The following is a 26718-nucleotide window of genomic DNA, read 5'->3' on the forward strand; positions in this document are numbered from 1 at the left end:
CTCAGCCCTCGGCCAGCAGCAGGCACTGCAGCATCGCCTGGGCCATGTACTTCTTCACCATGCGCTCGGAAACCTGCAGGCGCAGGGCGATGGCTGCGTAGGTCAGCCCGTCCAGTTGCGACAGCAGAAACGCCTCGCGCACCTTGCTCGGCAGGCGCAGTAGCATGGCGTCGATGGCCAGCAGGGTTTCGATGATCAGCTCGGCCGCTTCCGGCGAGGGAGCATGCTGCTCCGGCTGCAAGGCCAGGGCTTCGAGGTAGGCACGCTCGATCGCCTGGCGCCGCCAGTGATTGACCAACAGCGAATGGGCGATGGTCGACAGATAGGCCCGCGGCTCACGCAGCGCTGGCAGTTCGCGCTCTTTGCTGAGCACACGCAGGAAGGTGTCTTGCGCCAAGTCTGCCGCATTCTCCGCGCAGCCCAGCCGCCTACGCAGCCAGCCGTTCAACCAGCAGCTGTGCTCGCGATACAACTGTTGCAGGGACTGCTGAGAGGAAACAAGCGACATCGAGCACACCATGACCGCACCTGGACAAGGCATGAATGGTAATGCTTCTCAGAAGCAAATTACAGGAATTCGTGGTTTGCTGGCCGGCCGTCTGGGTTGAAAATAGCGACACCCATGGGACGATTTCCCGGGTATCGCTTCGCTCAACCCAGGCTACGGCGACATAGAGATCGTGAAGTGATATCAGATGTTGATCGGCCGGCGACCAGCCAGGGCATGGGCCAGAGTGCCGCCGTCCACCAGCTCCAGCTCGCCACCGAGCGGCATGCCGTGGGCGATGCGCGAAGCCACCAGGCCTTTGCCGGCCAGCAGCTGGGCGATGTAGTGGGCGGTCGCTTCGCCTTCCACAGTCGGGTTGGTCGCCAGAATCACTTCACTGAACTGGCCGGCCTCGATGCGCTTCAGCAGCTCGGGAATACCGATGGCCTCCGGGCCCAGCCCGTCGAGCGGCGAGAGATGGCCCTTGAGCACGAAATAACGCCCGCGGAAACCGGTGTGCTCCACGGCGTACACATCCATCGGCCCTTCAACCACACAGAGCAGGCTGTCGTCCCGGCGCGGGTCGAGGCAAATCTGGCAGAGCTCTTCTTCACTGAGGCTGCGACAGGATTTGCAGTAACCGACACCGTCCATGGCCTGGTTCAGCGCCTGGGCCAGCCGTACGGCGCCGTTGCGGTCGCGTTCGAGCAACTGCAGGGCCATGCGCTGGGCAGTCTTCTGGCCGACGCCGGGCAGGACGCGCAGGGAATCGATCAGTTGGCGGATCAGGGGGCTGAAGCTCATGGTGCGAGGCTCGACGATGAAAGCGGAGAGATAGGGGAAAGCGTTGTTACGGAGGCTTCACGGCGGTAGCAGTCGTGCGATTCGGTGGGCTAAAGCCCACCCTACCTATGCGCGCGGGCCGTAGGGTGGGCTTTAGCCCACCAAAATCGACTGCTTTAGAACGGCATCTTGAAGCCGGGCGGCAGCTGCATGCCGGAGGTCATACCGGACATCTTGTCCTGGCTGTTGGCTTCGATCTTGCGCACCGCGTCGTTGACGGCAGCGGCGATCAGGTCTTCGAGGATTTCCTTATCTTCCTGCATCAGGCTGTCGTCGAGACTGACGCGCTTGACGTCATGGCGACCGGTCATCACCACGCTGACCAGACCAGCACCGGATTGACCGGTTACCTCGGCATTGGCCAACTCTTCCTGCATCTTCTGCATTTTTTCTTGCATCTGCTGTGCCTGCTTCATCAGGCCGGCCATGCCACCTTTCATCATGATGTTGTCCTCGGTAGTCAGGGATTAACGACGGTATCGACGGGTTCAATGCTGCCCGCGCGCACGGAGGCGGCGAACTGGGAAATCATCTGCTGGATCAGTGGATCGTTGTGGATCGAGGCCTCGGCATCACGCTGGCGGTTAGCGCGCTTGAGCGCTGCTGCCTGGGCGGGTGTCTCCTGCTCAGGCTTGATCAATTCGATACTCAGTTGCAGCTCACGGCCATGGTAGGCATTGAGCGAATCGTTCAGGCGCCGCTGCTGGGTCGCGTTGAACAGTGCACTGTGGGCAGGATCCAGGTGCAGCAACCATTTGTCACCCTCGACGGCGATCAGGCTGCAGTTGGCGGCGATGCTGCCCGTCATGCCGCTCAGGCCCAGCTTCGGGAACAACTCGAGCCAGTCTGCCGCCAGGCCGGTGGCCGGCAGTGACGCCAGCTCGGGCTCGGCTTCCGGCTGCTCGTCGGCGAGTACATCGGCAAAATCGTAATCCAGATTCTCGGCATCCATCGCCACGTAGTCGTAGTCACCGGGTGGCGGCTCGTCATCGCTGTCGGGTGGATTCAGATCGTTGCTGTCGATCACCGGCACGTCGGCCAGCTCCGGAACGGGCAGTGCCGCCTCCGGCTCGGGTTGCGCAACCTTGGCCGGCTCTTCTGCCTTCGGTTCTGGCTGGGCCTGCACGGCGGCAGGCGGCTGAGGCGCTTCGCTGACCGGTGCTACGGGCTCGACGACCTTGGCCTCGACCGGAGCCTCCTCCCACGGCGGCGTTACCACGGGCGCCGGGGCAGCAAGGGCCACGGGCGCAGTTGCCGCTGGCGGGACGGGCGCTGGCTCGACAACAGGCTCTGCTGCTGGCTGCACCACTGCGGCCGGCGCAGGCTGGCTAGCGGCGACCGGAATCTGCGGCGCAGCACTGACAACAGGGGTCGACGCAGCAGATGCTACGTCGGCCACCGGAGTTGTCTGGGGATCAGCCTTGGCCTGGCTGATCCCCAGTGGCTTTAGCGCCACCCTCGGGGCAGCGCCCTCGCCCGCTGGCCTGAATGCCAACATGCGTAGCAGCACCATCTCGAAGCCGCCACGCGGATCCGGCGCCAGCGGCAGGTCGCGTCGGCCGATCAGGCCCATCTGGTAATAGAACTGCACGTCTTCGGCCGGCAGTGCCTGGGCCAGGCCGAGAACCCGGTCGCGGTCGCCCTGGCCGTTATCCACGGCATCCGGCAGCGCCTGGGCGATGGCCACGCGGTGCAGCACATTGAGCATTTCCGCCAGCACGCCACTCCAGTCCGGGCCTTGTTCGGCGAGCTGGCGCACCGCTTCGATCACACCACGGGCGTCACCTTCGATCAGCGCATGCAGCACGCCGTACACCTGACCATGGTCGAGGGTACCGAGCATGGCGCGCACATCGGCAGCGAGCACCTTGCCTTCACCAAAGGCGATGGCCTGGTCGGTCAGGCTCATGGCGTCGCGCATGGAACCGTCGGCCGCACGGCCGAGCAGCCACAGGGCGTCGTCTTCGAAAGGAATGTTCTCGGCACCCAGAACATGGGTGAGGTGTTCGACCACGCGCTCTGGCGGCATGTTCTTCAGGGAGAACTGCAGGCAGCGCGACAGCACAGTAACCGGCAACTTCTGCGGATCGGTGGTGGCGAGCAGGAATTTGACGTGGGGTGGCGGTTCCTCAAGCGTCTTGAGCAAGGCGTTGAAGGAACTGGTGGAGAGCATGTGCACTTCGTCGATCAGGTAGACCTTGAAGCGCCCGCGGCTCGGCGAGTACTGCACGTTGTCGAGCAGCTCGCGGGTGTCCTCCACCTTGGTGCGGCTGGCGGCGTCCACTTCGATAAGGTCGACGAAACGGCCTTCATCGATCTCCCGGCACACCGAACAGGTGCCGCACGGGGTGGAGCTGATGCCGGTTTCGCAGTTCAGGCACTTGGCGATGATCCGCGCGATGGTGGTCTTGCCCACGCCCCGCGTACCCGTAAATAGGTAGGCATGATGCAGGCGCTGGCTGTCGAGTGCGTTGATCAGTGCCTTCAGCACATGGGTCTGCCCGACCATTTCGCGAAACGACCGCGGGCGCCATTTGCGTGCAAGAACCTGATAACTCATTGAAAACCGTCGCCAGAGGAAAGCAAAAGAGGACTAATGCTAGCTCAAATAGGCCTATCAGTGCGACGCCGATCGGCGGACATGAAAAAGACTGCAATCAGGGCTGGCTAAATTTTATACAGCCACGTATAGTCCGTCCCGTTCGTACCACGCTGCAAGTCATTCGGCCTTATGGCCTTCTCGATGGTTTCCTGGCAATCGGCATCCAAAGGATGCACGCACAACTGCCAAGACCCCCTCCGCTGACTGATCTGGCCGTCCCGCTCACGCGCAGACCGTCGCCAGCCTTCCGAAGTACAGACCCGCTCTAGCTTTCACCTCACTATATAGGTGGAACTTAAAAGCGCGCAGTCCGCTCCGATAATCAATCCCATTGGCCCAAGCCAGTGCCCGGAGCCCTCTCTTATGGCGCGATTATGTGCCCGTAGTTTCAGGAAACACCCGATTATGAATACCAACCAACAAATCCAGACCGCTATCCATACCCTGTCCAACGCTTTCGCCCCGCTTGCCTGCCATATCCTGGCAACCCGCAAGGGCAGCTTCAGCTTCACAGTCGTGGATCACACCGGTGTCGCGCAGCACAGCCAACGCCTTTACCCCGGCCAATATTGCGACGATTCCCTGAAAGGCGTGATCGAACGCACCCGCAAGGCGCTGCGTCGCTGATCCAATCAGTGAATTTGCAAACAACGTCACTATTAAGGGAGCGAAATAGTAGCCATCGTCGAACTAAATGAATCCTAGTTACTCATAGGTATTCATACTTCAACTGGAGTTCGTCAATGGAAAATAGTAATCGACAGCTTGTCGACCAGCTATTCGCCCCCCTACGCGCCACCTTCAGTCGGCCTCGCCCGGACGGCAGCATCGTTCTCTCCCTGATCGATGAAGCCGATACCACCGCCTACAGCCGGGTGCTGCAGAAGCTGCAGCTGAACGACTCGAACGCTTTCGCCCAAAGCCTCGAAGACATCCGCCTCGAGCTCGCCGTCAGAGCCGGCAACATTCCGGCCGAAATGCGCAAGATGCTCAAGGAACAGGACAGCGTAATCAGCTACCACCACGCCTGATACGTGTCCGCAACAAAGCCCCGCAGCCCTGACAGGCGCGGGGCTTTGTCGTTTTTGGGCTTAGCCCGGTGCGAAGCGGTAATGACCAATGACGGGAAAGCGAAACAGAATGGCCTCCTCACGGGTACCGGCGCCGATGTTGTGCAGGATCAACGGTTCGCCCGCAGCGGAGAGACGATCGGAAACGATACCGATATGCGTCAGACCGCGCCCCAGATCCCAGGTGACGATATCGCCCGAGCGATAATCGCGGGCATCCCGACTGACCTGCTGCCCCATGCCCTGGCGTTGGAACCAGGTCATCAGATTGGGCACGCGGCGATGGTCGATATTGCGATCCGGGCGGCTCAGCCCCCAGTGCTTCGGATAGGCGGAGAAATTCGCGGCCATGTCCACATGCACCGCTTGCTGCAGATCCAGGCCTTGCAGACGCAACGCGCGGATCACCACGTCAGTGCAGACACCGGTTTCCATCGGCACATCACCGCCAGGATAGTCGATGCGCCGGTAAGCGGGATCGTAGGACAGAGTCACGCCAACCTGCTCGCGAGCCCCACTCACCAACTTCGCCGGTTCCACGGCAAGTACGTGCAGGCTCAGCAGCCAACCCAACAGCAACAACGATGATCTCAGCACTCCATGCTCTCCCTTCAAAGCCAAAACCGTTCGACGGACTCTCTTCTTTATCCGGTAATTTTTTGCGACAGTATGGCTGGGCAAAGTTGAAGCCATATTGGGATGCCCCCCATCGCCAGATAACGTCGCCAAGCATAGATGCCGGTAGACAGCGCGAACACCTGATGAGGAAACCACAATGAGCAGCCCTGACGAGCAACACACCAATCAAGCCAGTGCACAGTCGGAAACCAGCCATGGCGCCGTGATCGACCCTCGCGGCCGGGAAATACCGATCACCGAAAGCATGATCCAGCAAGCCTGCAACGAGCTGGACGAACAGTGGTTCAAGCCCAAGGATGAAAACCCTTCCTGACCACCCAGGCTGTTAACCAGCGCTGATCACGCGCGCGCCCAGCGCCGTGATCAGCGCTTGCAGTCGCTCGTCACTGCCGAGCAGCTCGACATCTAGCCCCTCTATTTCGCGCCGCATCGGATACTGCTTGCGCAGCAGATCGAAGCCGGCCTTGCGCGCCTGCACGTCAGCGACCAGGCTGCGGCGCAGGTCGGCATCATCACGACGCGGGTCATAGACCGCTCGACACAGCGTCGCCAGTGCCCAGGCAGGATCACTGCCAGCGCCGATACTGAGGCGCGGTAGCCAGCGCTCGGGCGTCAGAGCATCCAGCGTAAATTGCGGCGAGATGCCCTGATACTCGCAGAACGCATCATAGATCTGCGCAGTGCCACGCAGCTTGCCGTCCAGGCTGTAACCAGCGATGTGCGGCGTGGCGATATGGCACAGCGCAGCCAGGGCCGGCTCCACCAGTGGCTCGCCTTCCCAGACATCCAGCACCACGTGCAGATCGGCCCCTTGCTGCAGATGCTCGCGCAACGCGGCGGTATCCACCACTGCACCACGACTGGCGTTGATCAGCCAGGCGCCGGGACGCAGCGCCTGCAAGCGCTGCGCCTCGATCAGATGCCGAGTGGCGAACTCACCTTCGTGCGTCAACGGCGTATGCAGGCTGATCACGTCGCACTGCTCGATGATCTGCTGCAGGTCGACGAAATCCCCACCTTCGGCGCGCTCACGCAGCGGATCGCAGACCAGCACCCGCCAGCCCAGAGCACGCAGCACGCGCACCAGCCGCTCGCCGACCTGGCCGGCGCCGACCACACCGTAAGTGCGCTGCGTCAGGTCGCTGCCCAGGCGCTCGGCAAGCACCAGAAGGCTACCGAGCACGTAGTCCACCACGCCGCGTGCGTTGCAGCCCGGCGCGCTGCTCCAGGCGATACCGGCCTCGGCGAAATACCCAAGATCCAGATGATCGGTGCCGATGGTGCAGGTGCCCACGAAGTGCACCTGGCTGCCCTCCAACAGTGCGCGGTCGACGTTGGTCACTGAGCGCACCAACAGCAGCTCAGCCTCACCGAGGGCGGCACGGTCGATGGCACGACCAGGGAAGCGACGAATCTCGCCAAAACCAGCGAAGAACTCATCGAGCAAGGGAATGTTTTCGTCGGCAACTATGCGCATGGAGATCTCCGCAATCAGGCAGGCATTCTAACCGGATGCACCGCCCGGTCTCTGCACGAAAAACATCTGCGCTTCGGCTGTGCGGCGCTGAAACAGTTTCCCGGCGCCTTTCCTGACCGATCCGTCAACGCGTAGACTGTGCGGTTTTCCACGGATCACGGAACCCCGATGCCTGCCCTTTCCCGCCTGCAGCGCGTACGCACCGAGTTGCGCACGCTGCTGGCCCTGGCTACCCCGATCATCATCGCGCAACTGGCGTACACCTCCATCGGCTTCGTTGATACGGTGATGTCCGGGCGTTTCAGCGCCCGCGATCTGGCGGCGGTGGCGCTGGGCAATTCGATCTGGGTGCCGGTATTCCTGCTGATGACCGGTATTCTGCTGGCCACCACCCCCAAGGTGGCGCAACGCTTTGGTGCCGGGCAGCATGGGGAGATCGGCCCACTGGTGCGCCAGGCACTGTGGCTGGCCCTCGTGGTGGGCTGTATGGCAGGCGCCGTGCTGTGGAACGCCGAGTTCGTGCTACGGCTGATGAAGGTCGACCCGGATCTGATCGAGCCGGCCATGGGCTACCTGCACGGCGTGGCGTTCGGCTTTCCCTGCGTAGCACTGTTCCATGTGCTGCGCTGCTATAGCGACGGCCTGGGCCGTACCCGCCCAGCCATGGTGGTGGGCTTGTTCGGGCTACTGCTGAACATCCCCCTGAACTACGTGCTCATCTACGGCAAGCTTGGTTTGCCGCCACTGGGCAGCGTCGGCTGCGGCTGGGCCACAGCGATGGTGATGCTGTTCATGCTGCTGGGCATGATCTGGTGGATTCGCCGTGCACCGGCCTATAACGACACCACACCGCTGCAGCGCTTCGAGCGGCCGAGTTGGCCGCTGATCAAGCGCCTGCTGGGTATCGGATTGCCGATCGGCATCTCGGTGTTCGCCGAATCGAGCATCTTCGCGGTGATTGCGCTCTTGATCGGCGGGCTGGGCGCCACGGTGGTCGCCGGGCATCAGATTGCCCTGAACTTCGCCTCGCTGGTGTTCATGATCCCCTACTCCATTGGCATGGCCGCCACGGTGCGCGTGGGCCAGGCCCTGGGCCGCGGCGAGCCGCGTGAGGCACGCTTCGCTGCCGGGGTGAGCATGGTGACCGCACTGGCCTACGCCTGCGTGTCGGCCAGTTGCATGCTGCTGATGCGCGAGCAAATCGCGCAGATCTATACCCCAGCGCCGGAGGTGATCGCTCTGGCCGCCAGCCTGATCGTCTACGCCGCTCTGTTTCAGTTCTCCGATGCCCTGCAGGTCACTGCCGCAGGCGCACTGCGCGGCTATCAGGACACCCGCGCGACCATGATCATGACCCTGTTCGCCTACTGGGGCATCGGTTTGCCTGTGGGCTACATCCTGGGCCTGACCGACCTGTTCGGCCCAGCCAGCGGCCCAGCGGGGTTATGGGAAGGGTTGATTGTTGGCCTGACCTGCGCCGCCCTGATGCTGACCCTACGCCTGAAAAGCAGCGCCAAGCGGCGGATTTGGCTGGTCGAAGCGCCGGAGCGTGAAGGCGGCCAAGCGTGAATTGGCAGCAAGAAGGCGGGAACGGACGTTCGCGATCTCGTGGGAGGGGCTTTAGCCGCGAGCTCTTTACGCCTAGCTAGGCAAAATCGAGGCTAAAGCCTCTCCCACAAAAGCTCTGCTCACCGTCCGCTTTCGCCTTGAACCACTCAATCAACCTTCTTGCGAATCCAGTACAGATAGGTATCGGCGTCCTGCGCCTGCTCGACCAGTTCGTGGCCGAGAAACACGCAGAACTTGGGAATATCACGGCGCGTCGAGGGATCGGTGGCAATGACCTTGAGCAAACCGCCAGCCGGCAAATCGCGCACCTTGTTGTGCAGCATCATCACCGGCTCCGGACAAAACAGCCCGGTGGCGTCGAGGGTGTCATCGGGGGTGGTATCAAGCATCACGGGCTCCGCAGCAATTCGAATCGTTGCTCAGTAAGGGGCAGCTTATTTATCCAGCCGGCGCAGGTGACAGGTCACTTCCTCGCGGTCGTGATACAGCTGCTTGCAGGCAATGGAGACCTTGACCTTGCGCGCGGCCAGGCCGTCGGCAATGCGCTCGAGTAAACGGCGCACCTCGGCGTAGCGCTGCTTCATCGGTAATTTGAGGTTGACCACCGCTTCACGGCAATGCCCCTCGCCGATCCAGGTTTCCAGCAGCGCGGCACTGCGCGCAGGCTTCTCGACGATGTCGCAGACCATCCAGTCCACCGGCTGTTTGGGCTTCCAGGTGAAGCCATCGACCATCAGATGCTGCACCAGGCCTGTATCCATCAGGCTCTCGGCCATCGGACCGTTGTCGATAGCGGTCACCAGCATGCCACGGCGCACCAGTTGATAGGTCCAGCCACCGGGCGCGGCACCGAGGTCGACGCCGGTCATCTCGTCTGACAAGCGCTCATCCCACTGCTCGCGGGGAATAAAGGTGTGCCAGGCTTCTTCGAGCTTCAAGGTCGAACGGCTTGGTGCTTCCCGAGGAAACTTGAGGCGCGGAATGCCCATGGGCCAGATTGCCGAGTTGTGCGCCTCGGCCATGCCAAGGAACACTTCACGGCCACTCTTGAAGGTCAGCAGCAGGCGTGGCGCCCGGGCGTTCTCCACCAGCTTGCCGGCGGCCGTCAGGGCCTTGCGCAGCGGGCCTTCGAACTTCTTGCAGAAGCCGGACAGCTCCTTGCCATCGTTGGTGTCCAGCACCTCCAGCCACAGGCTGCCGAAGGCCGGCAACGGCGCCAGCTGCTCGAGCAGCACGCTGATGCGATCCTTCTCGGGTAGCTCCATGAAGCGCCCCCGCGCCCACTGACGGATAAAGATCAGCTGGCTGAAACGCAGCCCCTTCATCAGCCGCTCAGCGCCCTCCTCGTCACTGCAGATGAACTCCGCACAGGCGGTATTCGGCTTGGCCTTGGCATAACCAGGCACATCGAGAAGCGCCGCATGTTCGGAGATTTCCGAACACACCTCGTTCTCGAAACCGGGGCGGCAGTGCAGTAACAAAGTATTCATCAGGGCTCTCCTTGGGCCGCGCATGATAGCGAAAACTGGAACCCGCGGCGCCTGCCCCCTGTCCAGTGAACAGAATCCCGGCATTTACCGGCCCGCCGCACAGGCGTTTTCACGCCAGGCGCAAGACCGGACGACGGCTCATCGCAAGCCGTAAGGGAACCAGTGCGCAGAGTCGGAGAGAACCTCTGCCAAAACCAGAACGGCTTGTACCGTGCAAGCCACAAGGAGATGCACGATGCCTTCCATCGATAGCCTGAACTGCCGCCGCACACTGGACGTGGACGGCAAATCCTACGACTACTTCAGCCTGCCAGACGCAGCCAAGCAGCTCGGCAACATCGACGATTTGCCGGTGTCGCTCAAGGTGCTGCTGGAAAACCTGCTGCGCTGGGAAGACGACAAAACCGTCACCCGCGACGACCTGCAGGCCATGAGTGACTGGCTGCAGAAACGCAGCTCCGACCGCGAGATCCAGTACCGCCCAGCCCGCGTATTGATGCAGGACTTTACCGGCGTACCGGCTGTGGTCGATCTGGCCGCCATGCGCGACGCCATGGCCAAGGCCGGCGGCGATCCGCAGAAGATCAACCCACTGTCGCCGGTTGACCTGGTCATCGACCATTCGGTGATGGTCGACAAGTTCGCCACGCCAGCGGCGTTCGGCGAAAACGTCGAGATCGAAATGCAACGCAACGGCGAGCGCTACGCGTTCCTGCGCTGGGGCCAGAGTGCCTTCGACAACTTCAGCGTGGTACCGCCAGGCACCGGCATCTGTCACCAGGTCAACCTGGAGTACCTTGGCCGCACCGTGTGGACAAAGGACGAAGACGGCGTGACTTTCGCCTACCCTGACACCCTGGTCGGCACCGACTCGCACACCACCATGATCAACGGCCTTGGCGTACTCGGCTGGGGCGTGGGCGGCATCGAAGCGGAAGCGGCGATGCTCGGCCAACCGGTGTCAATGCTGATTCCCGAAGTGATCGGCTTCAAGCTAACCGGCAAGCTCAAGGAAGGCATCACCGCCACCGACCTGGTGCTGACCGTCACCCAGATGCTGCGCAAGAAAGGCGTGGTCGGTAAATTCGTCGAGTTCTACGGCGACGGCCTCGCCGAACTGCCCCTGGCAGACCGCGCCACCATCGCCAACATGGCACCGGAATATGGCGCCACCTGCGGTTTCTTCCCGGTCGACGAGATCACCCTCGGCTACCTGCGTCTGTCCGGTCGACCCGAGGAAACCGTGAAACTGGTCGAGGCCTATTCCAAGGCCCAGGGCATGTGGCGCAACGCCGGTACCGAGCCGGTATTCACCGACAGCCTGGCGCTGGACATGGGCGAGGTGGAAGCCAGCCTGGCCGGCCCGAAACGCCCTCAGGATCGCGTCGCCCTGCCAAATGTCAGCCAGGCCTTCGATGACTTCCTTGGCCTGCAGCTCAAACCCAGCGGCAAGGAAGAAGGCCGCCTGGAGAGCGAAGGCGGCGGTGGCGTGGCCGTCGGCAATGCCGCGCAGAACGAAATCCACTACGAGATGGACGGCAAGCGTCATCCGCTCAGCGACGGCGCCGTGGTGATCGCGGCGATCACTTCCTGCACAAACACCTCCAACCCGAGCGTGATGATGGCCGCCGGCCTCTTGGCCAAGAAGGCCGTGGAAAAAGGCCTGCAGCGCAAACCCTGGGTCAAGAGTTCGCTGGCTCCAGGCTCCAAGGTAGTGACCGAGTACTTCGCCGCGGCGGGGCTGACCGAGTACCTCGACAAGCTCGGTTTCGATCTGGTCGGCTACGGCTGCACCACTTGCATCGGCAACTCCGGCCCGCTGCCCGACCCGATCGAGAAGGCCATTCAGGATCATGACCTGACCGTGGCCTCGGTGCTGTCCGGCAACCGCAACTTCGAGGGTCGCGTGCACCCATTGGTGAAAACCAACTGGCTGGCCTCGCCACCCCTGGTAGTCGCCTATGCCCTGGCCGGCAGCGTGCGGATCAATATCGCCGAAGAGCCGCTGGGCGAAGACCGCGACGGCAAACCGGTATACCTGCGCGATATCTGGCCGAGCCAGAAGGAAATCGCCGAGGCGGTGCAGAAGGTCAGCACCGCCATGTTCCGCAAGGAATACGCCGAAGTGTTCGCCGGTGACGAGCAGTGGCAGGCCATCGCCGTGCCCGAAGCCGACACCTACACCTGGCAGAACGACTCCACCTACATCCAGCACCCGCCGTTCTTCGAGGCCATCGACCAGGCGCCACCGGCTATTACCGACATCGCCAACGCACGCATCCTCGCGCTGCTCGGCGACTCGGTGACCACCGACCACATCTCGCCTGCCGGCAACATCAAGACCGACAGCCCTGCTGGCCGCTATCTACGCGAGCAAGGCGTGGAGCCGCGTGACTTCAACTCCTACGGCTCGCGTCGCGGCAACCACGAAGTGATGATGCGCGGCACCTTCGCCAATATCCGCATCCGCAACGAGATGCTCGATGGCGAAGAGGGTGGCAACACCCTGCACGTGCCCAGCGGCGAGAAGCTGGCCATCTATGACGCGTCCATGCGCTATCAAGAGGAAGGCACGCCGCTGGTAGTGATTGCCGGCAAGGAATATGGCACCGGCTCGAGCCGCGACTGGGCCGCCAAGGGCACCAACCTGCTGGGTGTGAAAGCGGTGATCGCCGAAAGCTTCGAGCGCATCCACCGCTCCAACCTGGTGGGCATGGGTGTGCTGCCGCTGCAGTTCACCGACGGCGCCGACCGCAAGAGCCTGGGCCTGACCGGCAAGGAAACCCTGGCCATCAAGGGCCTGGACGGCGTCGAGGTACGCCCGCACATGCCGCTGACCCTGGAAATCACCGGTGAAGACGGCAAGCAGCGCAGCGTCGAACTGCTCTGCCGTATCGATACCCTCAACGAAGTGGAGTACTTCAAGGCAGGCGGCATTCTGCACTACGTGCTGCGCCAATTGATCGCTGGCTGATAGCAATAAAACGGGCGCCGCAGCGATGCGGCGCCCGCTGCTATCCGTAGCCTGGGTGGAGCGAGGCGACACCCGGGGATGCGCTCTCACAGACCACTATCGATCTCACATCCCCCGTCTTCCGCCCTCCTCGTACGCCGATGTTCCCGCCCGCCTGCCAACACCATTACACCAATGGACTGCCGTTATACCGGCGTCAAAATGTGATCCACCTCAAAATCCGGTTACACTCCTAGCCCTGCCGCGCGTACGCGATAAATCAAAAATCATCAGGGTAGATGCCATGCGTAACAATCAGCCGATCACCGGGAACGAGCGGACGTTTCCGGCGCAACAGCGTCTGATCTCGACGACAGATCTCAAGGGCCAGATCACCTATTGCAACGACGCCTTCGTCGACATCAGCGGTTTCTCACGAGACGAACTGATCCGCGCGCCCCACAACCTGGTGCGCCACCCTGATGTACCGCCTGCCGTGTTCGAGCATATGTGGAACACCCTGAAGGCCGGCCGGCCGTGGATGGGCATCGTCAAGAACCGCTGCAAGAACGGCGACCACTACTGGGTCAACGCCTACGTGGTGCCAGTTCTCGATGACGGCAAAGTCACCGGCTACGAGTCGGTGCGCACCAAACCCACCGCCGAGCAGGTTCAACGCGCCCAGTTGCTTTACGCGCGCATCAACGCTGGCAAGGCTGCCATACCGAGCCGCGACCGTTGGCTACCGGTGCTGCAGAACTGGCTGCCGTTCATTCTGGTCAGCCAGGTCGGTTTCCTGGTCGGCGCGTGGCTGGACAGCACCTGGGGCTTCATCGCCGCCGCCGCGCTGTCGATCCCGCTCGGCCTGCTGGGTCTGGCCTGGCAGACCCGTGGTATCAAACGCCTGCTGAAACTAGCCGAGCAAAGCACCTCCGACCCGCTGATCGCGCAAATGTACACCGACAGCCGTGGCGTGGAGGGTCGCCTGGAACTGTCCATCCTCAGCCAGGAAGCACGCCTGAAAACCTGCCTCACCCGCCTGCAGGACAGCGCCGAAAACCTCGCCAAACAAGCTACTCAGGCCGACGTGCTAGCCCACAACAGTTCCGCAGGGCTGCAGCGCCAGCGTGAGGAAACCGACCAGGTCGCCACCGCCGTCAACGAAATGGCCGCTACCACCCTGGAAGTGGCCAACAACGTGGCACGTACCGCCATCGCCACCCAAGAAGCCAACCGCCTCACCCAGCAAGGCCGCACCATCGCCAGCGAAACCCGCGAGGCGATCCAGCGCCTGTCGCTCTCGGTAGGCGAAACCGGCGAAACCGTCACCCGCCTGGCCCGCGACAGCAACGAAATCGGCGGCGTGGTCGACGTGATCAAAGGCATCGCCGACCAGACCAACCTGCTGGCCCTCAACGCCGCCATCGAAGCCGCCCGCGCCGGCGAAATGGGCCGTGGCTTCGCCGTGGTCGCCGATGAAGTGCGTTCCCTGGCTCAGCGCACCGCCCAGTCCACCGGGCAGATCCACGAACTGATCGCCAAACTGCAACGCACCGCCGACGAAGCGGTGCTGACCATGGATATCGGCCGCAAACAGGCCGACGAAGGCGTCGAGCGCGTACAACAAGCCGACCAGGCCCTCGCTGGCATCAGCGACGCCGTCGCCAACATCGCCGAAATGGCCGAGCAGATCGCCGCCGCTGCCGAAGAACAAAGCGCCGTGGCCGACGAAATCAGCCGCAATATCACCACCATCGCTCAGCTGTCCGACCAGACGGCAGGTGAGGCGCAGAGTACGGCGTTGTTGAGTGAGGAACTGACCAGCACGGCGCAGGGGCAGTATTCGTTGGTGGCGCGGTTTAATCGGTAAGTGGTGTTGGTGGGGTGCTATGCTCCAGGCTATACGTGCACCTGATGACAAGGAGAGTCCCGCGCCCTTGCCAGAGTCCAGTGGGCGTGGTTCATAACACGCAAAAAACGATACCTCCTCATCGTGTGCCTCGGTGTAGATGGGTTCAGGAAAATGGCCAGGGTGTTATACGCCACGTCCGTTCGCGGAGTTATGCACCAGCTGGTGTCTGTTTATAGTTATGCATAAGAATGGGGCCGCTGGTTCTCACATGAGTGCTCATCTCGAAAATGAAGCGCGCTTTACGTCATTGGTTGAACCGTTGTTTACAAAAGACGGCCTTCTTCCGTGCAAAAACATCTCCATTCGCAAACGTGGTTGGCATCACGACCTATTCTTGTCAGATGGCAATATACCGTTATTCCCCGCCCCTTTTAATCTAATGACCGCAAACTATCTCGCCAGTCATGAATCGCTATGGGAGCAGGCAGCACTTCGGGTTACTTCGTACTCCCCCATATGCGGCAGCGCGCCTGTTTTCGGCGTGCCTTTTCAAAAGGCAGTCAGCATAGCGCTGAGCAAAGGACAGATGCGAAGTAAGTTTTATTTTCCGGAGTACGTTGAGAATGGCCATCACAAAACCCTTCTGATGCAGCTCGACAAAACGAGTGACAGGAGAGGAGAGTTGCTGCAGCTCCAAACCTGGCAGTACACCCCAGGTAATTCGCATGCTCACTATCTCCATGCACTGTCGCATGATTTCAAGACCTACGTTTGCCACCTTGATGGAGCGGTGATCGAGTTCTCAGATGAGGATCTCGATTTATTTCTTCAGAAGTCAAGAAAAGTAAAGGGCGACAGGTACGAAAAGTTTTTCCGACTGGATGGAATGATCGAGATTGAACACATGCACAATCTCGCAAGAACATTTTTTATGACAGAAGATCTATATAACGAAGCATTTGAAGTTGCGGAACCGGGTGCACCGTATGCATAACCCTGCAGTCGAGCGAGACAGCCGCAAGCAGAGCTTGTGGCACCCTGCACTTCCACGCCAACACACAAAGCCATGATCAAGTCTATATTCAAAAAATCATTATTAAAAATAGCACTACGCCGGCCATCACCAAATAGCATCCCACGCTCAGGAGATGAAGGCGCTGCCGTTAATTGCTACACGACTCGCGCATTCACCGGGGCTGACAAAGCGCTTATTGTCTATTCCATGGATGGAGACTCTTTAGGATGCTTAGAATATGACGGAAACAAATACTCAATCAACACAACGCACAGCTTTGAAACGCTACTCGAATATGAGTTTGAATTCACACACTACCACGGGCTTTACACAACAACATATTTTGGCTGGCGGGACTTTGCAATCGGCGTGATTTTCAGAGCGCCATACGTTAAAGCATGGCTCCACTCTACCCATAGCAAAATATCACAAACTATCTATAACCAAAAGAAGCTTATCACTAAGCAACGAATTGAAATTCTCAAAACAGTACTTAACACCGAGCTCAACGGAAAAAGCGAAATATCCTCTTTAGATATAATGACATTGATGTATGACATTCGCTGGTACTTACACCCAAACCGCGACGAACAACATCACCGCATAGAGCTTTATTTAGATGCTTTAGCAGAAACAGAACATCTAAATAAATCACAGATGTACTACAAAATTACTGGTCATGGAATCGCTGCCATAGAGCTGTACGAGGAAGAAGAGCGAAAACACTCCGAAAGCATATCCACGCAAAGAAAAATGTTCTGGCTAACCATCGTCATAGCCGCTCTAACCATAGTGCAAGCCGGCCTGATAAAGCTTCCGCCACTTCTTGATCTGAGCAAGTAGGGTGGATCGGGGCGCGTAGCTGACGCCTTTTTCATCCACCATTGCAATTTCGAAGCGGTGGACGGAAAAAGCTTCAGCTACGCGCTCAGATTCTCCTACGAACCTTAGGTAATGTTTGCCTGATGATGTTTTTGGACTCCCCTCTTCAAACAGCGCCTAAGGTCAACTCAATGCTCATCCACAACACTCTCCAATATAAAGCCTGGGCGGATCGTCGAACGCTGGACGCGGTAGCTCAGCTCGACCCGCTGACGCAGCCTGAAGCGCTGGCCTTCGCGCGGCAGCAGCTCAACCATATGGTTCGCGTTGAAGAGCTGTTCCGCGCACGGCTACTTGGAGAGCCGGCACCGCATGGCAGTACCAACACCGATACCCTGCCCAAGCTCGATGAACTCGACCGCAGGCTGACGGCTGCCAACCAATGGCTGGCCGGGTACCTCGATGGCCTCGCGCCTGGGCAACTTCAGGAGCCCATTCGCTTTGTTTTCGTGGATGGCAAACAGGGCATGTTGAGCCGTGAAGAAGCGATCTTTCACCTGATCAACCACGGCACCTATCATCGCGGCGCCATCGGCCATGCACTCGACCGGGCTGACGGCAACCGGCCCGCCGATACCTACACGGTATTTATCCATGGGGCGGAGCCTGAGCGTAGAAACGCTTGAGGCATACTCACCGTTCGATGCAGATCAACCACCCGGCGCGCCATGACCAATCCGCAAACCCAGCTGAATGAACTGATCGCTCACCTTGCGGCGCTCACCGACATTCTCTCCTTCGACGCCCATAGCCATTGGGGCGCTCATTTCCGCAATTGCCTGTCGACTGCCCAAGCGCTGGCGGGCAGCAGTTGCGATGCGGATGAACTGACAGGCCTGGCGTGCTCTGTGATGTCGGTTTACGGCGGCATGGGCAGCTTCAACGATTACGCGCCGTGGGAAAATGGTCGCTTCATTGCCGGTATGGAGTCCCTGGATGAGGTCTCAAATCGCGTCTACATGTCGGCTCGGGCGATAAGGCTGCGCAACGCCACAGACGCAGACTGACGGCATACGCCCCCCCTGCAGAGACAACTGAATCGATGTCCACCAACACCCTATCCGCCTTGTTCCAGCCCGCGCCCATCCAGTGGGGCCTGCGAGGCGATCCCTATCTGTGGCAGGAAATGAGCGAGACGCTGGCCACCCTGCCGCTTCCGCCAAGCGAGGCGCAGCTGGCCGCCATTCTCGACGACACCTTCGAGCGCCTGCTTGGCCTATCGCCATCCTCGACGCAGTCGTCCGTATTCGTAGAGCGTCACAGCCATGGCGGCATGTCGTCGGGTGGGATCAGTCTGGTTTTCTGGCGCGAGAAGGGCTTACCGTTGCTGCTGGCTCGTTACCACGCCGCCCTTACCGGCAGCGATGCCAGACCGTGACAGCAAGTAATCTCAAACGGTGGCCGGATAAAGCGTCAGCTACCCGCTCCGGCCCGCCGACGAATTTGCTTTTTAACTGGTAATCACCTGGCAGCAGGTAACAGCATGCTGCCTATCGTGGCCAGCAAAGGACTAATCGAATGACAGAAAACGCCCCCACTTACTCTATCGTGCACGCCATACCGTCGGTGGAAACCTATCGCCACCTGCGGATCGCAGCCGGGCTGAGCGCCAAGACCGTCGAAGCTGCAACCCGTGGCCTGCCCAACAGCCTGTTCGCCGTGCAGATTCTCTGTGCTGGCGAACCGGTCGGTATGGGCCGCGTGATCGGTGATGGCGGCTCGTTCTATCAGGTGGTGGATATCGCGGTGCTGCCGGCCCATCAGGGGCGTGGCCTGGGCAAGCAGATCATGGCCGCGATCAGCGACTTCATCGCCCGCGAAGTGCCAGAATCAGCGTACGTCAGTTTGATCGCCGACGGCGAGGCGTATCGCCTCTATCAGCAGTTCGGCTTTGCACTGACTGCACCGGCAAGCCAGGGCATGGCGCTTCGCAAGGTAGTTTGTCGAAGGTGATAACGATGCTGACCCTCGTGCTGCTACCAGGAACGGATGGTACAGGCACCTTGTTCGAGCCATTCATAACGGCTCTCGGACAAGACGTCGCTGTTCAGGTCGTTAGCTATCCAGCCGTCGATGCACTTGGCTATAGCGAACTGGAAGCCCATGCGCGTCAATCGCTGCCAAGCAGTGGCCGCTTCATCTTGTTGGGCGCATCCTTTTCTGGCCCTGTTGCTGTGGCCATTGCGGCCTCGCGACCGCCGGGTCTAGTAGGCATCGTTCTGTGCAGCACCTTCGTTCGCAACCCACGGCCGGCATTTGGCCCGCTGCGGCATCTCGCTAGCCTGTTGCCCGTCAAGCTCGCGCCGTTGCCCGTTCTCAGTACGCTGTTGCTTGGTCGTTTCTCGACGCCAGCGTTGCGGGCTGCGTTCGCAGCAGCAATGTCGCTGGTGTCGGCGCGAGCATTACGCGCGCGATTGCATGCCGTCCTTGATGTAGAGGTCTCCATGCAGCTTGGAACTATCGACGTACCAATGCTCTATCTTCTCGCACAGCACGATCGCGTCGTTCCTACCAGCGCGCTCAAGCATATCCAGCGTATATCCCCCGCTGTGCAAGTTGCCCCTATCAACGCGCCACACTTCTTGCTGCAAGCAGCGCCTGTCGAGGCGGCTCAAGCAGTGGTGTCATTCACTCAGGCATTGCAAACAACCCAGCGCGAGCACACTGAATAACTGGGCGTTCAATATTGGTTGGCAAGCAGGCAAACGAGGGTGTCGAACATGTGCAGCAGGCCTACCATATCCTTCGGCATCAGCCCCGCTCTCGCCGCTAGCAGACGGCCGGTGCGGCAGCATACATAGGCACTCGGGATACATTAGACTGCCCGGCAAAATCGCTCGCGCGCTCGCCACAGCCCTCTGCATCCCTTCCTCCTGGTTCAATTCAATGCCCAAGGTTCACTCGTACCTGATTCGTTATCCCTCTGCCAGTTTGCTATTCGTGCAGTTGCTGGGCATCGTGCTCTACCCCTTCATGGAGCGGCTGTCCGAAGGCCGCGCCATCGTGGGAGCCTTCGGCATCATCGTGCTGGCGATGTCGCTGCGCATGGTGCGCAGCAGCCCGACCATCCAGTGGATTGCCTTCACTCAGGCCGCCTGCATCCTGGCGCTGACCGTGGCGGTCGAGTTCGAATACAGCTCTGTGCTGGCGATTCTGCTGGCAGCAATGGAGTCGAGCTTCTACTTCTATGCCGCTGGCGGCCTGATCGCCTACATGATGGAAGACCAGCGAGCGAGCACCGATGAGCTGTTCGCGGTCGGCGCCACCTTCACCCTACTGGCCTGGGCGTTCGCCCACGCCTTTTCCGTGTGCCAGTTGCTGAGCCCTGGTAGTTTCACCGCAGCCATCAACCCGGAAGCGGAACGTACCTGGGTGGAACTGCTGTTCCTGAGTTTCACCACCCTGTCGGGCGTCGGCCTGGGCGATATCCTGCCGCTAAAGCCATTCGCCCGGGCGCTGGTGATGCTCGAACAATTCGCCGGGGTCATGTACATCGGCCTGGTCGTTACCCGCCTGGTCAGCCTGACGGTCAGGCCAAAACCACACTGACTGGCCAAGCCCTGGCCCGCCAGTGGAAAACGCCTTGCCGTCTGCCAGACTGAATGAAGCGCGGCGCGGGCGAGCAGCACTACGGACTCGCTGGAGTGGCAGGTGAAAAAAGCCTGCCATCCATCCGTTTCGTTGCCTGGCCCCGTCTGAAATTGGCAACCGAACGCTTACAATCGCGGCCGAAAAATCGCAGCCGTTTGCACGATGTGCACCGGCTGGAAGCCCCACGCGATCAACGCAGCACGCCCAACACATAAACAAGCAGGCCTTATCAGAACATGGCGCTCGATCCCTTAACCATGTTGACGATCACCATCGCCCTCGCCTTGGCGGCGGCGCTTTATCTGGCAATCGAATGGCATACTGTGCGAGAGCCATCGCTGCTGTTCTGGAGCGCTGCTTTCGCACTGATCAGCGTGGGCTCGACGCTCGCCTTGTTGCGCGGCAGCGGCCTGTTACTGATCGGTATCTGGTTTGCCAACGGCTTGCTGATCACCGCGCACTGGCTGTTTCTGGTCGGCGTGGCACGCTTCACCGAGACTCGCCTGTCTCGGGCCTGGTGCCTGATGGTGATCGCCTGGTTCGCCATGCTGCTCCTGCCGGAAGGGCCGCAGTGGTCGAAGGTGATGTTGCTGGTCAATTCACTGTCAGTTGCGCTGACGGCGCTCTGGGCCAGCTGGCTGCTGCGCCCCCAAGGTAAATCCCTGGGTGCCGGTGCCGCGCAGCTGCGCTTCGTGCTGCTCGGCCACGGTCTGTTCTACATCGCCAAGACCATCCCAGTGCTGGTCCCAGGCACGCTGATCGACTTGGCGGCCTTTCGTGGCGAGATCATCCAGATCTCGCTGGTTGAAGGCGTGATGGCGCTCATGCTGATCGCCCTGTCGATGACTGGCACCGTGCGTTATCGCCGCGAGAAACGCATCGAGCGGCTGGCTGCCCGCGACCCGCTCACCGCCATGTACAACCGCCGCGCCCTTGAAGCACGGGCGCCACGCCTGCTCAACGAGGTTTCTCCGTCTCGCCCTGGCGCGCTGCTGTTGATCGATATCGACAACTTCAAGCTGGTCAACGACCTGCACGGGCATAGTGCAGGCGACCGCTTGCTGGTGGTACTGGGCGAGATGATTCGCCTGGTGCTACCCGACGGTTCACTGGCTGCCCGACTTGGCGGTGACGAATTCGTGATTCTGCTGCGCGATGCGTCCCAGGAACGCATCGTGAGGCTGGGCGATACGTTGCGCGAGCGGTTCCATGGCGTGGCCGCGCAAACCTTCGCCACCCCAGAAGCGGTAACCCTGAGCATCGGCGCCAGCCTGTTCGATCAACCGCCTGCCAGCCTGGTAGCGCTGATCGAACAAGGTGACGTGGCGCTTTATCAATCCAAGCGCGGCGGACGTAACAGCATTCGCCTGGTCGATCGTACCTTGAACGGCAGCTCTACCTCGGCCGTCTGATCAACCCGCAGCAGTGGCTCAGTTCTGCACGGCCTGAACCGAACCGCCATCCACCCGCAGGTTGCTACCGTTGATGAACGAGGCCCGCTCGGAGACTAGCAAGGCAATGGCTGCCGCTACCTCCTCAGCCCGGCCACGGCGCTGCTGGACGATGCCGGGGCGCTGCTCCTCGAGAAAGCTCGCCACCGCCTCGTCGAAGGAAACGCCCTCTTCCTCGGCCCGCTTACGCATCATGCCGTCGGTCATGTTGGTTTCGATAAAAGCCGGGGCCACGGTATTGCACAGCACGCCGTAAGCGGCTTCCTTGTAAGACAGGTTCTTCACGAAGGCGCCGAGTGCGGCCTTGGATACGTTGTAGACGGCCTCCTCCCAGTAGGGCTGAACGGCGTTCTCCGAGGTGATGCACACCAATCGCCCCCATCCCCTCTGGCGCATGGCAGGAATGGTGGCCCGAGCGACGCGCACGGCGGAAAAGAAATCGGTGGCCCAGGCTTCCTGATAGTCACTGTCGGGTAACTCCAGCGGGTCGCCCTTGGCACCTGTGACACCGGCGGCATGCACCACGATATCGATTTGCCCAAAGCGGGCTTCGCCAGCCTTGACCAGCGCATCGACCTCATCCTGGCGAGTCATGTCCGCGGCGACCCTCAGCGCGTCGCCAGGCAGATCGGCACTTGCCTTGTCCAGGGCGGCCTGATCCTTGTCGGTCAGCAGCAGGTGAACCCCTTCTTCGGCAAGCAGCTTTGCCGTGGCCAGACCAATACCCCCGGCAGCGCCACTGATGAGCGCAACGCGCCCCTTGATGTGCAGATCCATAGAAACCTCATTGACGTGTGAAAGATGCTGGGCAGAGCCGGCCCACAGGTGATCGATGGACTCGACCCGCACGTGCAAGATTCACAGTAAATGACGACCTGCACCCGACGCCTATTGCGCCAGGGCTGTCTGGATTACCTAGCTGAACGTATCGCCGTCATCGAAGAAATCCGAGCTATCGAAGGCATCGGTGTCGATGTCGTCGGTGCCGGCGTAGGGCGCATCGTCCAAGCTGCTGGCGAAGCTGTCCTGGGCGGGCAGGTCTTCACGGATGACTTCGACGATTTCCTGAGGCTGATCGTGTTGGAACATGCTGGTCAGCAGATCCGCGACCATCACCCCGCCCGCCACGCCGGCCGCCGTCTGCAAGGCGCCGCGCATGAAGCCGCCGCCCTGAGCAGCCGCTGCACCAGCAGGCGCACTGGCAGCCGGCGCAGCCGCAGTGTTTTGCGAGAAGCGGGTTTCACCCCAGCCCGCCGGGCGCTGCGCAGGCTGTGCGGCACTATTGGGCTGGCCGCCGCCGAACAGGCCGGCGAGAAAGCCGCCATTACCTGAGCGCTGTCGTTGCTGCTCGGCGGCCTGGGCTTCCAGTTCACGCACGCGCTGATCCAGGCGTTTGATCGCCGCCTCCTGAATCAAAATCGCCTGGGCCATGTAATACGGCGCGGCTGGCTGGCGGGCCAGGTGCCCCTTGACCTGCGCTTCGGCCTCGGTATCGCGTAGTCCCCCCTGGTGCTCGGCCTCCTGCAAGCGGGAGAACAGGCCATCGATCAGGGTTTGCTCTTCGGAATTCATGGGCGCCTCGGTTGAGCGATGAAAGGTGAGACATCCTTGTACGACGTGCTGATGCGACGCCTGGCGCCGCTGAATGAGAGATAGGACTGAAAGGGAAAATTACAAGTTCCGGGCTGGCCGCAGTAAAGATGCACCGCCGATAGCGCGGACGGTTCGCAGGCATGCCGAGCTCAGACAGTTGTCGGTCATGCGTAGCTCTATCGCGGGCAACCTTTTAACCATCAGCAAGAGCCAATCCAATGGCCAACAAGCCGCTTACCCTCGTGTTGTAGACGCCTGTAAATGGAACGCATCAAGGGCGCATCCATAACGGGAAAAGGAATGGGTAATCCTTTGCTGAAGAATGGGCCGCGCAGAACGATTTCCACCCTTACCGAATAGGCAGCTCTGAAAAATGGGCAGAAATACCGCCGTGTGGCTGGGCATCAAGGCCCACGAGGTAAATGGTGTTGGAAAACGCATGAGATGCGCGGTGATGGAAGGCTGCACTCTGAACTTGAACGTGGAGCGGCTATGGAAAACCAGGATAGCTACCGCTGAGATCAATAGAGGAAGGCATCAATACAAGCTATCAGCTCACTCGTCGTCGGCCATGAAACAGTGAAAATCGACACCCAAAGCGCATTCACAAATATCCTTGAGGAGATTATTAAGCTCAAGTGAACTCATACTTTCATTCAAAGACTGACTATCCGCCCAATAGGTACTGAGTATCCACTCAGGACATCCTGAAGTTCTACGCGTATACGAGCAATTCAAGCAACCAGAAAAACTGGACAGGTGTTCAACGCCCACAGCCAACAGCGTGTCAATTCTTGCCGCATTCGCTTCAACTGCTTTGATCTTCATAGTCGTTACAGCTTCAATGGCCATAATGTCTCCCTTAGCATAAACACTGCAAAGAAAATTAAAGTATCAAGCGTGCCCCCTGCCCAACAGACTTGAAGGCGGGAAAACTAGAACAACTCAAGAATTTTCATCAACGTAGATTCGAAACTACTGCCTCGACGACAAGCCAGCGGCAACTGGAGTTGGACTCAGCCCGTCACACACGATCACCATCGAATTCAACATCATTTTTCGACTCAGAAGCATCTAGATGCCCTGAAACAATACTGCCGATTGCCAAGGTAAGGCCAAACGTATTCACTCCATTCAAGCTCTTAGCGAACACATCGCCTTTATGCATGGTCGCCACAGCCTTGACTATTGAAAGACCAAGCCCATGATGAGTGTCACTTCCGGCTCGCGCACCGTCGACCCTGTAAAAACGCTCGAACAGGCGCTTCAAATGCTCTTCCGCAATGGGCTCACCATAATTCGCAACAGACACCACAGCCATGTTGCCTCGCGTAGTGATGGAAACCGTTACCGTAGTGCCTGCAATGGCGTGCCTGGAACTGTTATCCAGTAAATTCGCCAATGAGCGATGGAAGAGCTGTCGATCGATGCATGCCACCCCATCGCCCTCGACTGTAACAACATTGTTCTTTTGCTGAAAAAGAGGCTCGACATACTCAACGGTTTTAAACGTTTCTTCACGCAAAGATACTTCTTTTAGTTGGGTCGCACGCACCCCGGACTGAGCGTGAGATAGAAAAAGCATGTCATTGACGATGGAGGTCATCCTTTCCAACTCTTCCAGATTCGACTCCAGCAGCTCCACCAATTCATGGGTATCTCGCTCACGAGAGAGTGCCAACTGGGTTTCCCCTATCAGGTTAGTCAGTGGTGTTTTCAACTCGTGAGCGACATCAGCGTTAAAGCTCTCCAGTTGCATCCACGCCACTTCCTGTCGTTCAAGCACCCCATTGAAGGAAACGGCCAACTCCTTCAACTCTTCTGGGAGGACTGCCGCATCCAGACGCTGCCCATACTTCCCGGGAGCCAGACGCTGCGCTTGATCACTCAAGCTATTGATGGGGCGCATTCCAACTTTGGAAATAAAATAACCTAACAAGGCAACAAGAAGCACGCTAAACACGCTGATGAACAACAGGGCGCGAGTAAACTCACTCAACGTGCCCATATATGGCGTAGAGTCTATTGCAACAACAAACCTGAGCGCGGGTCGTTCACCATTAACTGAAATATCCGAGATCAACAGGTAAAGAGCACACGCATCTTCACTTGAGCCTGGCACTTGATTAAAGCCACTTGGCAAAGATGAAAAATCCACATCCGCAGGCGGCTGCCCGCCTATTCGATACAGCGAATCCTCACTCAATACCCAGTAACGAACTCGCCCGCCCTCGGCAGCGGACAAGTCCGTCACTTTGGTGACAACAGCTTGCCAGTCATCAAAATTGGTACGAGCGCTTATCCATGGCTCCATGAGCGACTCCCGGAATAACAGTTCGTTATGCATTTGGCTCTCCAGCGACTGATGCAGCGCCACTCGCAAAGAAAAACCAAACACCGATGCAATTAGCACGGACGCAACTGCAAACATCAAAGCCAGGCGGCCGGACACTGATTTTTTTATCATTGAACTCACTCTATGCCGACTGGCGCTCGGGGCGTACCTCAAGAACATAACCCATACCCCGAACGGTATGGAGCAACTTCATTTCATACGGAGCATCAATCTTGCTTCTGAGTCGTTTTATTGCGACTTCGACAACATTGGCGTCGCTATCGAAATTCATATCCCAGATCTGTTCTGCAATCATCATTTTCGACAGAATCTGCCCTTGGTGCCTGGCCAAAAGACTCAACAAGGAAAACTCCTTGGCTGTCAGTTCCAGACGCTCTCCAGCTCGCGAAACTTTCCTCGACAATAAATCCAGATGAAGATCGTGGATCTGCAGCTGCGCGATGTCGGCCCCATCGCTCGGGCGTCGGCGCAACAGTGCCTGGATACGTGCGACTAGCTCTATGAGAGAAAATGGCTTTGGAAGATAGTCATCTGCACCATGCCTCAGGCCTTTTACACGCTCGTCGACAGACCCTCGTGCAGACAGCATCAAGACAGGCGTCTGTTTAGTCATACGCAGGTTTTCGAGGACGCTATAACCATCCATACCAGGAAGCATTACATCCAGAACAACTGCATCGTAGTCATATTCCAATGCAAGGTGGAGCCCTACGGTTCCCGTGGAGGCAACGTCAACGGTGAACCCCAGTTCACTAAACGCTCGATTTATGTAGGAAGAAGTTTTTTCTTCATCCTCCACAAGCAATAACCTCATATATTCCACCTGATAGCTAAAGCCAACTTTATAG

At 59.6% G+C, this 26718-nt stretch carries 28 protein-coding genes; 15 read left to right on the forward strand and 13 right to left on the reverse strand.

Going from position 1 to position 26718, the window contains the following annotated elements:
* Window position 1: 1 nt before the first annotated feature.
* The 4 genes from ACZ0AI_RS08795 to dnaX all read right to left on the reverse strand — a co-directional run bounded on the left by ACZ0AI_RS08795 (window position 2) and on the right by dnaX (window position 3890).
* Window positions 2-508, reverse strand: a complete 507-nt coding sequence (locus ACZ0AI_RS08795; protein WP_463565411.1) for a sigma-70 family RNA polymerase sigma factor — start codon at window positions 506-508, stop codon at window positions 2-4.
* 183 nt (window positions 509-691) lie between these two features.
* Window positions 692-1291, reverse strand: coding sequence for a recombination mediator RecR (gene recR, locus ACZ0AI_RS08800; RefSeq protein ID WP_463565412.1), 600 nt, complete (start codon window positions 1289-1291; stop codon window positions 692-694).
* 155 nt (window positions 1292-1446) lie between these two features.
* The gene (locus ACZ0AI_RS08805; protein ID WP_042555660.1) at window positions 1447-1773 is read right to left on the reverse strand and encodes a YbaB/EbfC family nucleoid-associated protein; all 327 of its coding nucleotides are present in this window, start codon (window positions 1771-1773) and stop codon (window positions 1447-1449) included.
* Between the two features lie 17 nt (window positions 1774-1790).
* Window positions 1791-3890, reverse strand: a complete 2100-nt coding sequence (dnaX, locus tag ACZ0AI_RS08810; RefSeq protein ID WP_463565413.1) for a DNA polymerase III subunit gamma/tau — start codon at window positions 3888-3890, stop codon at window positions 1791-1793.
* Window positions 3891-4337: 447 nt separating this feature from the next.
* Between dnaX and ACZ0AI_RS08815 the strand changes: the two genes are divergently transcribed.
* Together ACZ0AI_RS08815 and ACZ0AI_RS08820 are read left to right on the forward strand one after the other, a co-directional pair.
* Window positions 4338-4559 carry a hypothetical protein gene (locus ACZ0AI_RS08815; protein WP_225833431.1) on the forward strand — a complete coding sequence of 74 codons (222 nt, stop codon included), beginning with the start codon at window positions 4338-4340 and terminating at the stop codon, window positions 4557-4559.
* Between the two features lie 116 nt (window positions 4560-4675).
* Window positions 4676-4963: a DUF3509 domain-containing protein gene (locus ACZ0AI_RS08820; protein ID WP_042555657.1), complete on the forward strand. Its 288-nt coding sequence runs from the start codon at window positions 4676-4678 to the stop codon at window positions 4961-4963.
* A 60-nt stretch (window positions 4964-5023) separates the two neighbouring features.
* On the opposite strand, the gene ACZ0AI_RS08825 is transcribed toward ACZ0AI_RS08820, so the two are convergent.
* A complete protein-coding gene (locus tag ACZ0AI_RS08825; RefSeq protein WP_463566080.1) occupies window positions 5024-5596 on the reverse strand; it encodes a DUF1287 domain-containing protein in 573 nt (190 codons plus the stop codon).
* Window positions 5597-5777: 181 nt separating this feature from the next.
* Between ACZ0AI_RS08825 and ACZ0AI_RS08830 the strand changes: the two genes are divergently transcribed.
* Window positions 5778-5954 (forward strand): PA1571 family protein, encoded by a 177-nt coding sequence (locus ACZ0AI_RS08830; protein ID WP_463565414.1) that lies wholly within the window; start codon window positions 5778-5780, stop codon window positions 5952-5954.
* Between the two features lie 12 nt (window positions 5955-5966).
* On the opposite strand, the gene pdxB is transcribed toward ACZ0AI_RS08830, so the two are convergent.
* Window positions 5967-7118, reverse strand: a complete 1152-nt coding sequence (gene pdxB, locus ACZ0AI_RS08835) for a 4-phosphoerythronate dehydrogenase PdxB (RefSeq protein ID WP_463565415.1) — start codon at window positions 7116-7118, stop codon at window positions 5967-5969.
* A 168-nt stretch (window positions 7119-7286) separates the two neighbouring features.
* Here pdxB and ACZ0AI_RS08840 point away from each other — a divergent pair, with 168 nt between their 5' ends.
* Window positions 7287-8687 (forward strand): MATE family efflux transporter, encoded by a 1401-nt coding sequence (locus ACZ0AI_RS08840; protein ID WP_463565416.1) that lies wholly within the window; start codon window positions 7287-7289, stop codon window positions 8685-8687.
* A gap of 146 nt (window positions 8688-8833) precedes the next feature.
* Here the strand turns inward: ACZ0AI_RS08840 and tusA are convergent, their stop codons facing one another.
* Window positions 8834-9076, reverse strand: a complete 243-nt coding sequence (gene tusA / locus ACZ0AI_RS08845; RefSeq protein WP_225833439.1) for a sulfurtransferase TusA — start codon at window positions 9074-9076, stop codon at window positions 8834-8836.
* Window positions 9077-9121: 45 nt separating this feature from the next.
* Window positions 9122-10177 carry a 23S rRNA (cytidine(2498)-2'-O)-methyltransferase RlmM gene (gene rlmM / locus ACZ0AI_RS08850; RefSeq protein WP_463565417.1) on the reverse strand — a complete coding sequence of 352 codons (1056 nt, stop codon included), beginning with the start codon at window positions 10175-10177 and terminating at the stop codon, window positions 9122-9124.
* A 235-nt stretch (window positions 10178-10412) separates the two neighbouring features.
* Between rlmM and acnA the strand changes: the two genes are divergently transcribed.
* The 11 genes from acnA (at window position 10413) to ACZ0AI_RS08905 (ending at window position 21882) form a co-directional block, all read left to right on the forward strand.
* Entirely contained in the window at window positions 10413-13151 is a 2739-nt protein-coding gene (acnA, locus tag ACZ0AI_RS08855; protein ID WP_463565418.1) for an aconitate hydratase AcnA, read from the forward strand.
* Between the two features lie 283 nt (window positions 13152-13434).
* On the forward strand, window positions 13435-15000 hold the full coding sequence (locus tag ACZ0AI_RS08860) for a methyl-accepting chemotaxis protein (protein ID WP_463565419.1): 1566 nt from the start codon (window positions 13435-13437) through the stop codon (window positions 14998-15000).
* A 250-nt stretch (window positions 15001-15250) separates the two neighbouring features.
* Window positions 15251-15976, forward strand: coding sequence for a hypothetical protein (locus ACZ0AI_RS08865; RefSeq protein ID WP_463565420.1), 726 nt, complete (start codon window positions 15251-15253; stop codon window positions 15974-15976).
* A gap of 72 nt (window positions 15977-16048) precedes the next feature.
* Window positions 16049-16840, forward strand: a complete 792-nt coding sequence (locus tag ACZ0AI_RS08870; protein ID WP_463565421.1) for a hypothetical protein — start codon at window positions 16049-16051, stop codon at window positions 16838-16840.
* A gap of 122 nt (window positions 16841-16962) precedes the next feature.
* A complete protein-coding gene (locus ACZ0AI_RS08875; protein ID WP_463565422.1) occupies window positions 16963-17505 on the forward strand; it encodes a DinB family protein in 543 nt (180 codons plus the stop codon).
* A gap of 42 nt (window positions 17506-17547) precedes the next feature.
* The gene (locus ACZ0AI_RS08880) at window positions 17548-17886 is read left to right on the forward strand and encodes a DUF6966 domain-containing protein (protein WP_225833451.1); all 339 of its coding nucleotides are present in this window, start codon (window positions 17548-17550) and stop codon (window positions 17884-17886) included.
* Window positions 17887-17921: 35 nt separating this feature from the next.
* On the forward strand, window positions 17922-18257 hold the full coding sequence (locus ACZ0AI_RS08885) for a hypothetical protein (protein WP_463565423.1): 336 nt from the start codon (window positions 17922-17924) through the stop codon (window positions 18255-18257).
* Window positions 18258-18397: 140 nt separating this feature from the next.
* Window positions 18398-18832 carry a GNAT family N-acetyltransferase gene (locus tag ACZ0AI_RS08890; protein WP_463565424.1) on the forward strand — a complete coding sequence of 145 codons (435 nt, stop codon included), beginning with the start codon at window positions 18398-18400 and terminating at the stop codon, window positions 18830-18832.
* 5 nt (window positions 18833-18837) lie between these two features.
* Window positions 18838-19551, forward strand: a complete 714-nt coding sequence (locus ACZ0AI_RS08895; RefSeq protein WP_463565425.1) for an alpha/beta fold hydrolase — start codon at window positions 18838-18840, stop codon at window positions 19549-19551.
* Window positions 19552-19765: 214 nt separating this feature from the next.
* Window positions 19766-20428, forward strand: coding sequence for a potassium channel family protein (locus ACZ0AI_RS08900; protein WP_225833459.1), 663 nt, complete (start codon window positions 19766-19768; stop codon window positions 20426-20428).
* Between the two features lie 278 nt (window positions 20429-20706).
* Window positions 20707-21882 carry a GGDEF domain-containing protein gene (locus ACZ0AI_RS08905; RefSeq protein ID WP_463565426.1) on the forward strand — a complete coding sequence of 392 codons (1176 nt, stop codon included), beginning with the start codon at window positions 20707-20709 and terminating at the stop codon, window positions 21880-21882.
* Window positions 21883-21900: 18 nt separating this feature from the next.
* Here the strand turns inward: ACZ0AI_RS08905 and ACZ0AI_RS08910 are convergent, their stop codons facing one another.
* The 5 genes from ACZ0AI_RS08910 to ACZ0AI_RS08930 all read right to left on the reverse strand — a co-directional run bounded on the left by ACZ0AI_RS08910 (window position 21901) and on the right by ACZ0AI_RS08930 (window position 26684).
* On the reverse strand, window positions 21901-22698 hold the full coding sequence (locus tag ACZ0AI_RS08910) for an SDR family NAD(P)-dependent oxidoreductase (protein WP_463565427.1): 798 nt from the start codon (window positions 22696-22698) through the stop codon (window positions 21901-21903).
* A 138-nt stretch (window positions 22699-22836) separates the two neighbouring features.
* Window positions 22837-23493 carry a DUF2076 domain-containing protein gene (locus ACZ0AI_RS08915; RefSeq protein WP_463565428.1) on the reverse strand — a complete coding sequence of 219 codons (657 nt, stop codon included), beginning with the start codon at window positions 23491-23493 and terminating at the stop codon, window positions 22837-22839.
* Window positions 23494-24069: 576 nt separating this feature from the next.
* Window positions 24070-24366: an antibiotic biosynthesis monooxygenase family protein gene (locus tag ACZ0AI_RS08920; protein WP_463565429.1), complete on the reverse strand. Its 297-nt coding sequence runs from the start codon at window positions 24364-24366 to the stop codon at window positions 24070-24072.
* Between the two features lie 172 nt (window positions 24367-24538).
* A complete protein-coding gene (locus ACZ0AI_RS08925) occupies window positions 24539-25981 on the reverse strand; it encodes a heavy metal sensor histidine kinase (protein ID WP_463565430.1) in 1443 nt (480 codons plus the stop codon).
* A gap of 10 nt (window positions 25982-25991) precedes the next feature.
* Complete coding sequence (locus ACZ0AI_RS08930) at window positions 25992-26684, reverse strand: heavy metal response regulator transcription factor (protein ID WP_225833470.1); 693 nt, start codon at window positions 26682-26684, stop codon at window positions 25992-25994.
* Window positions 26685-26718: the final 34 nt, after the last annotated feature.

It is taken from the genome of Pseudomonas sp. AC355, from assembly GCF_979258205.1.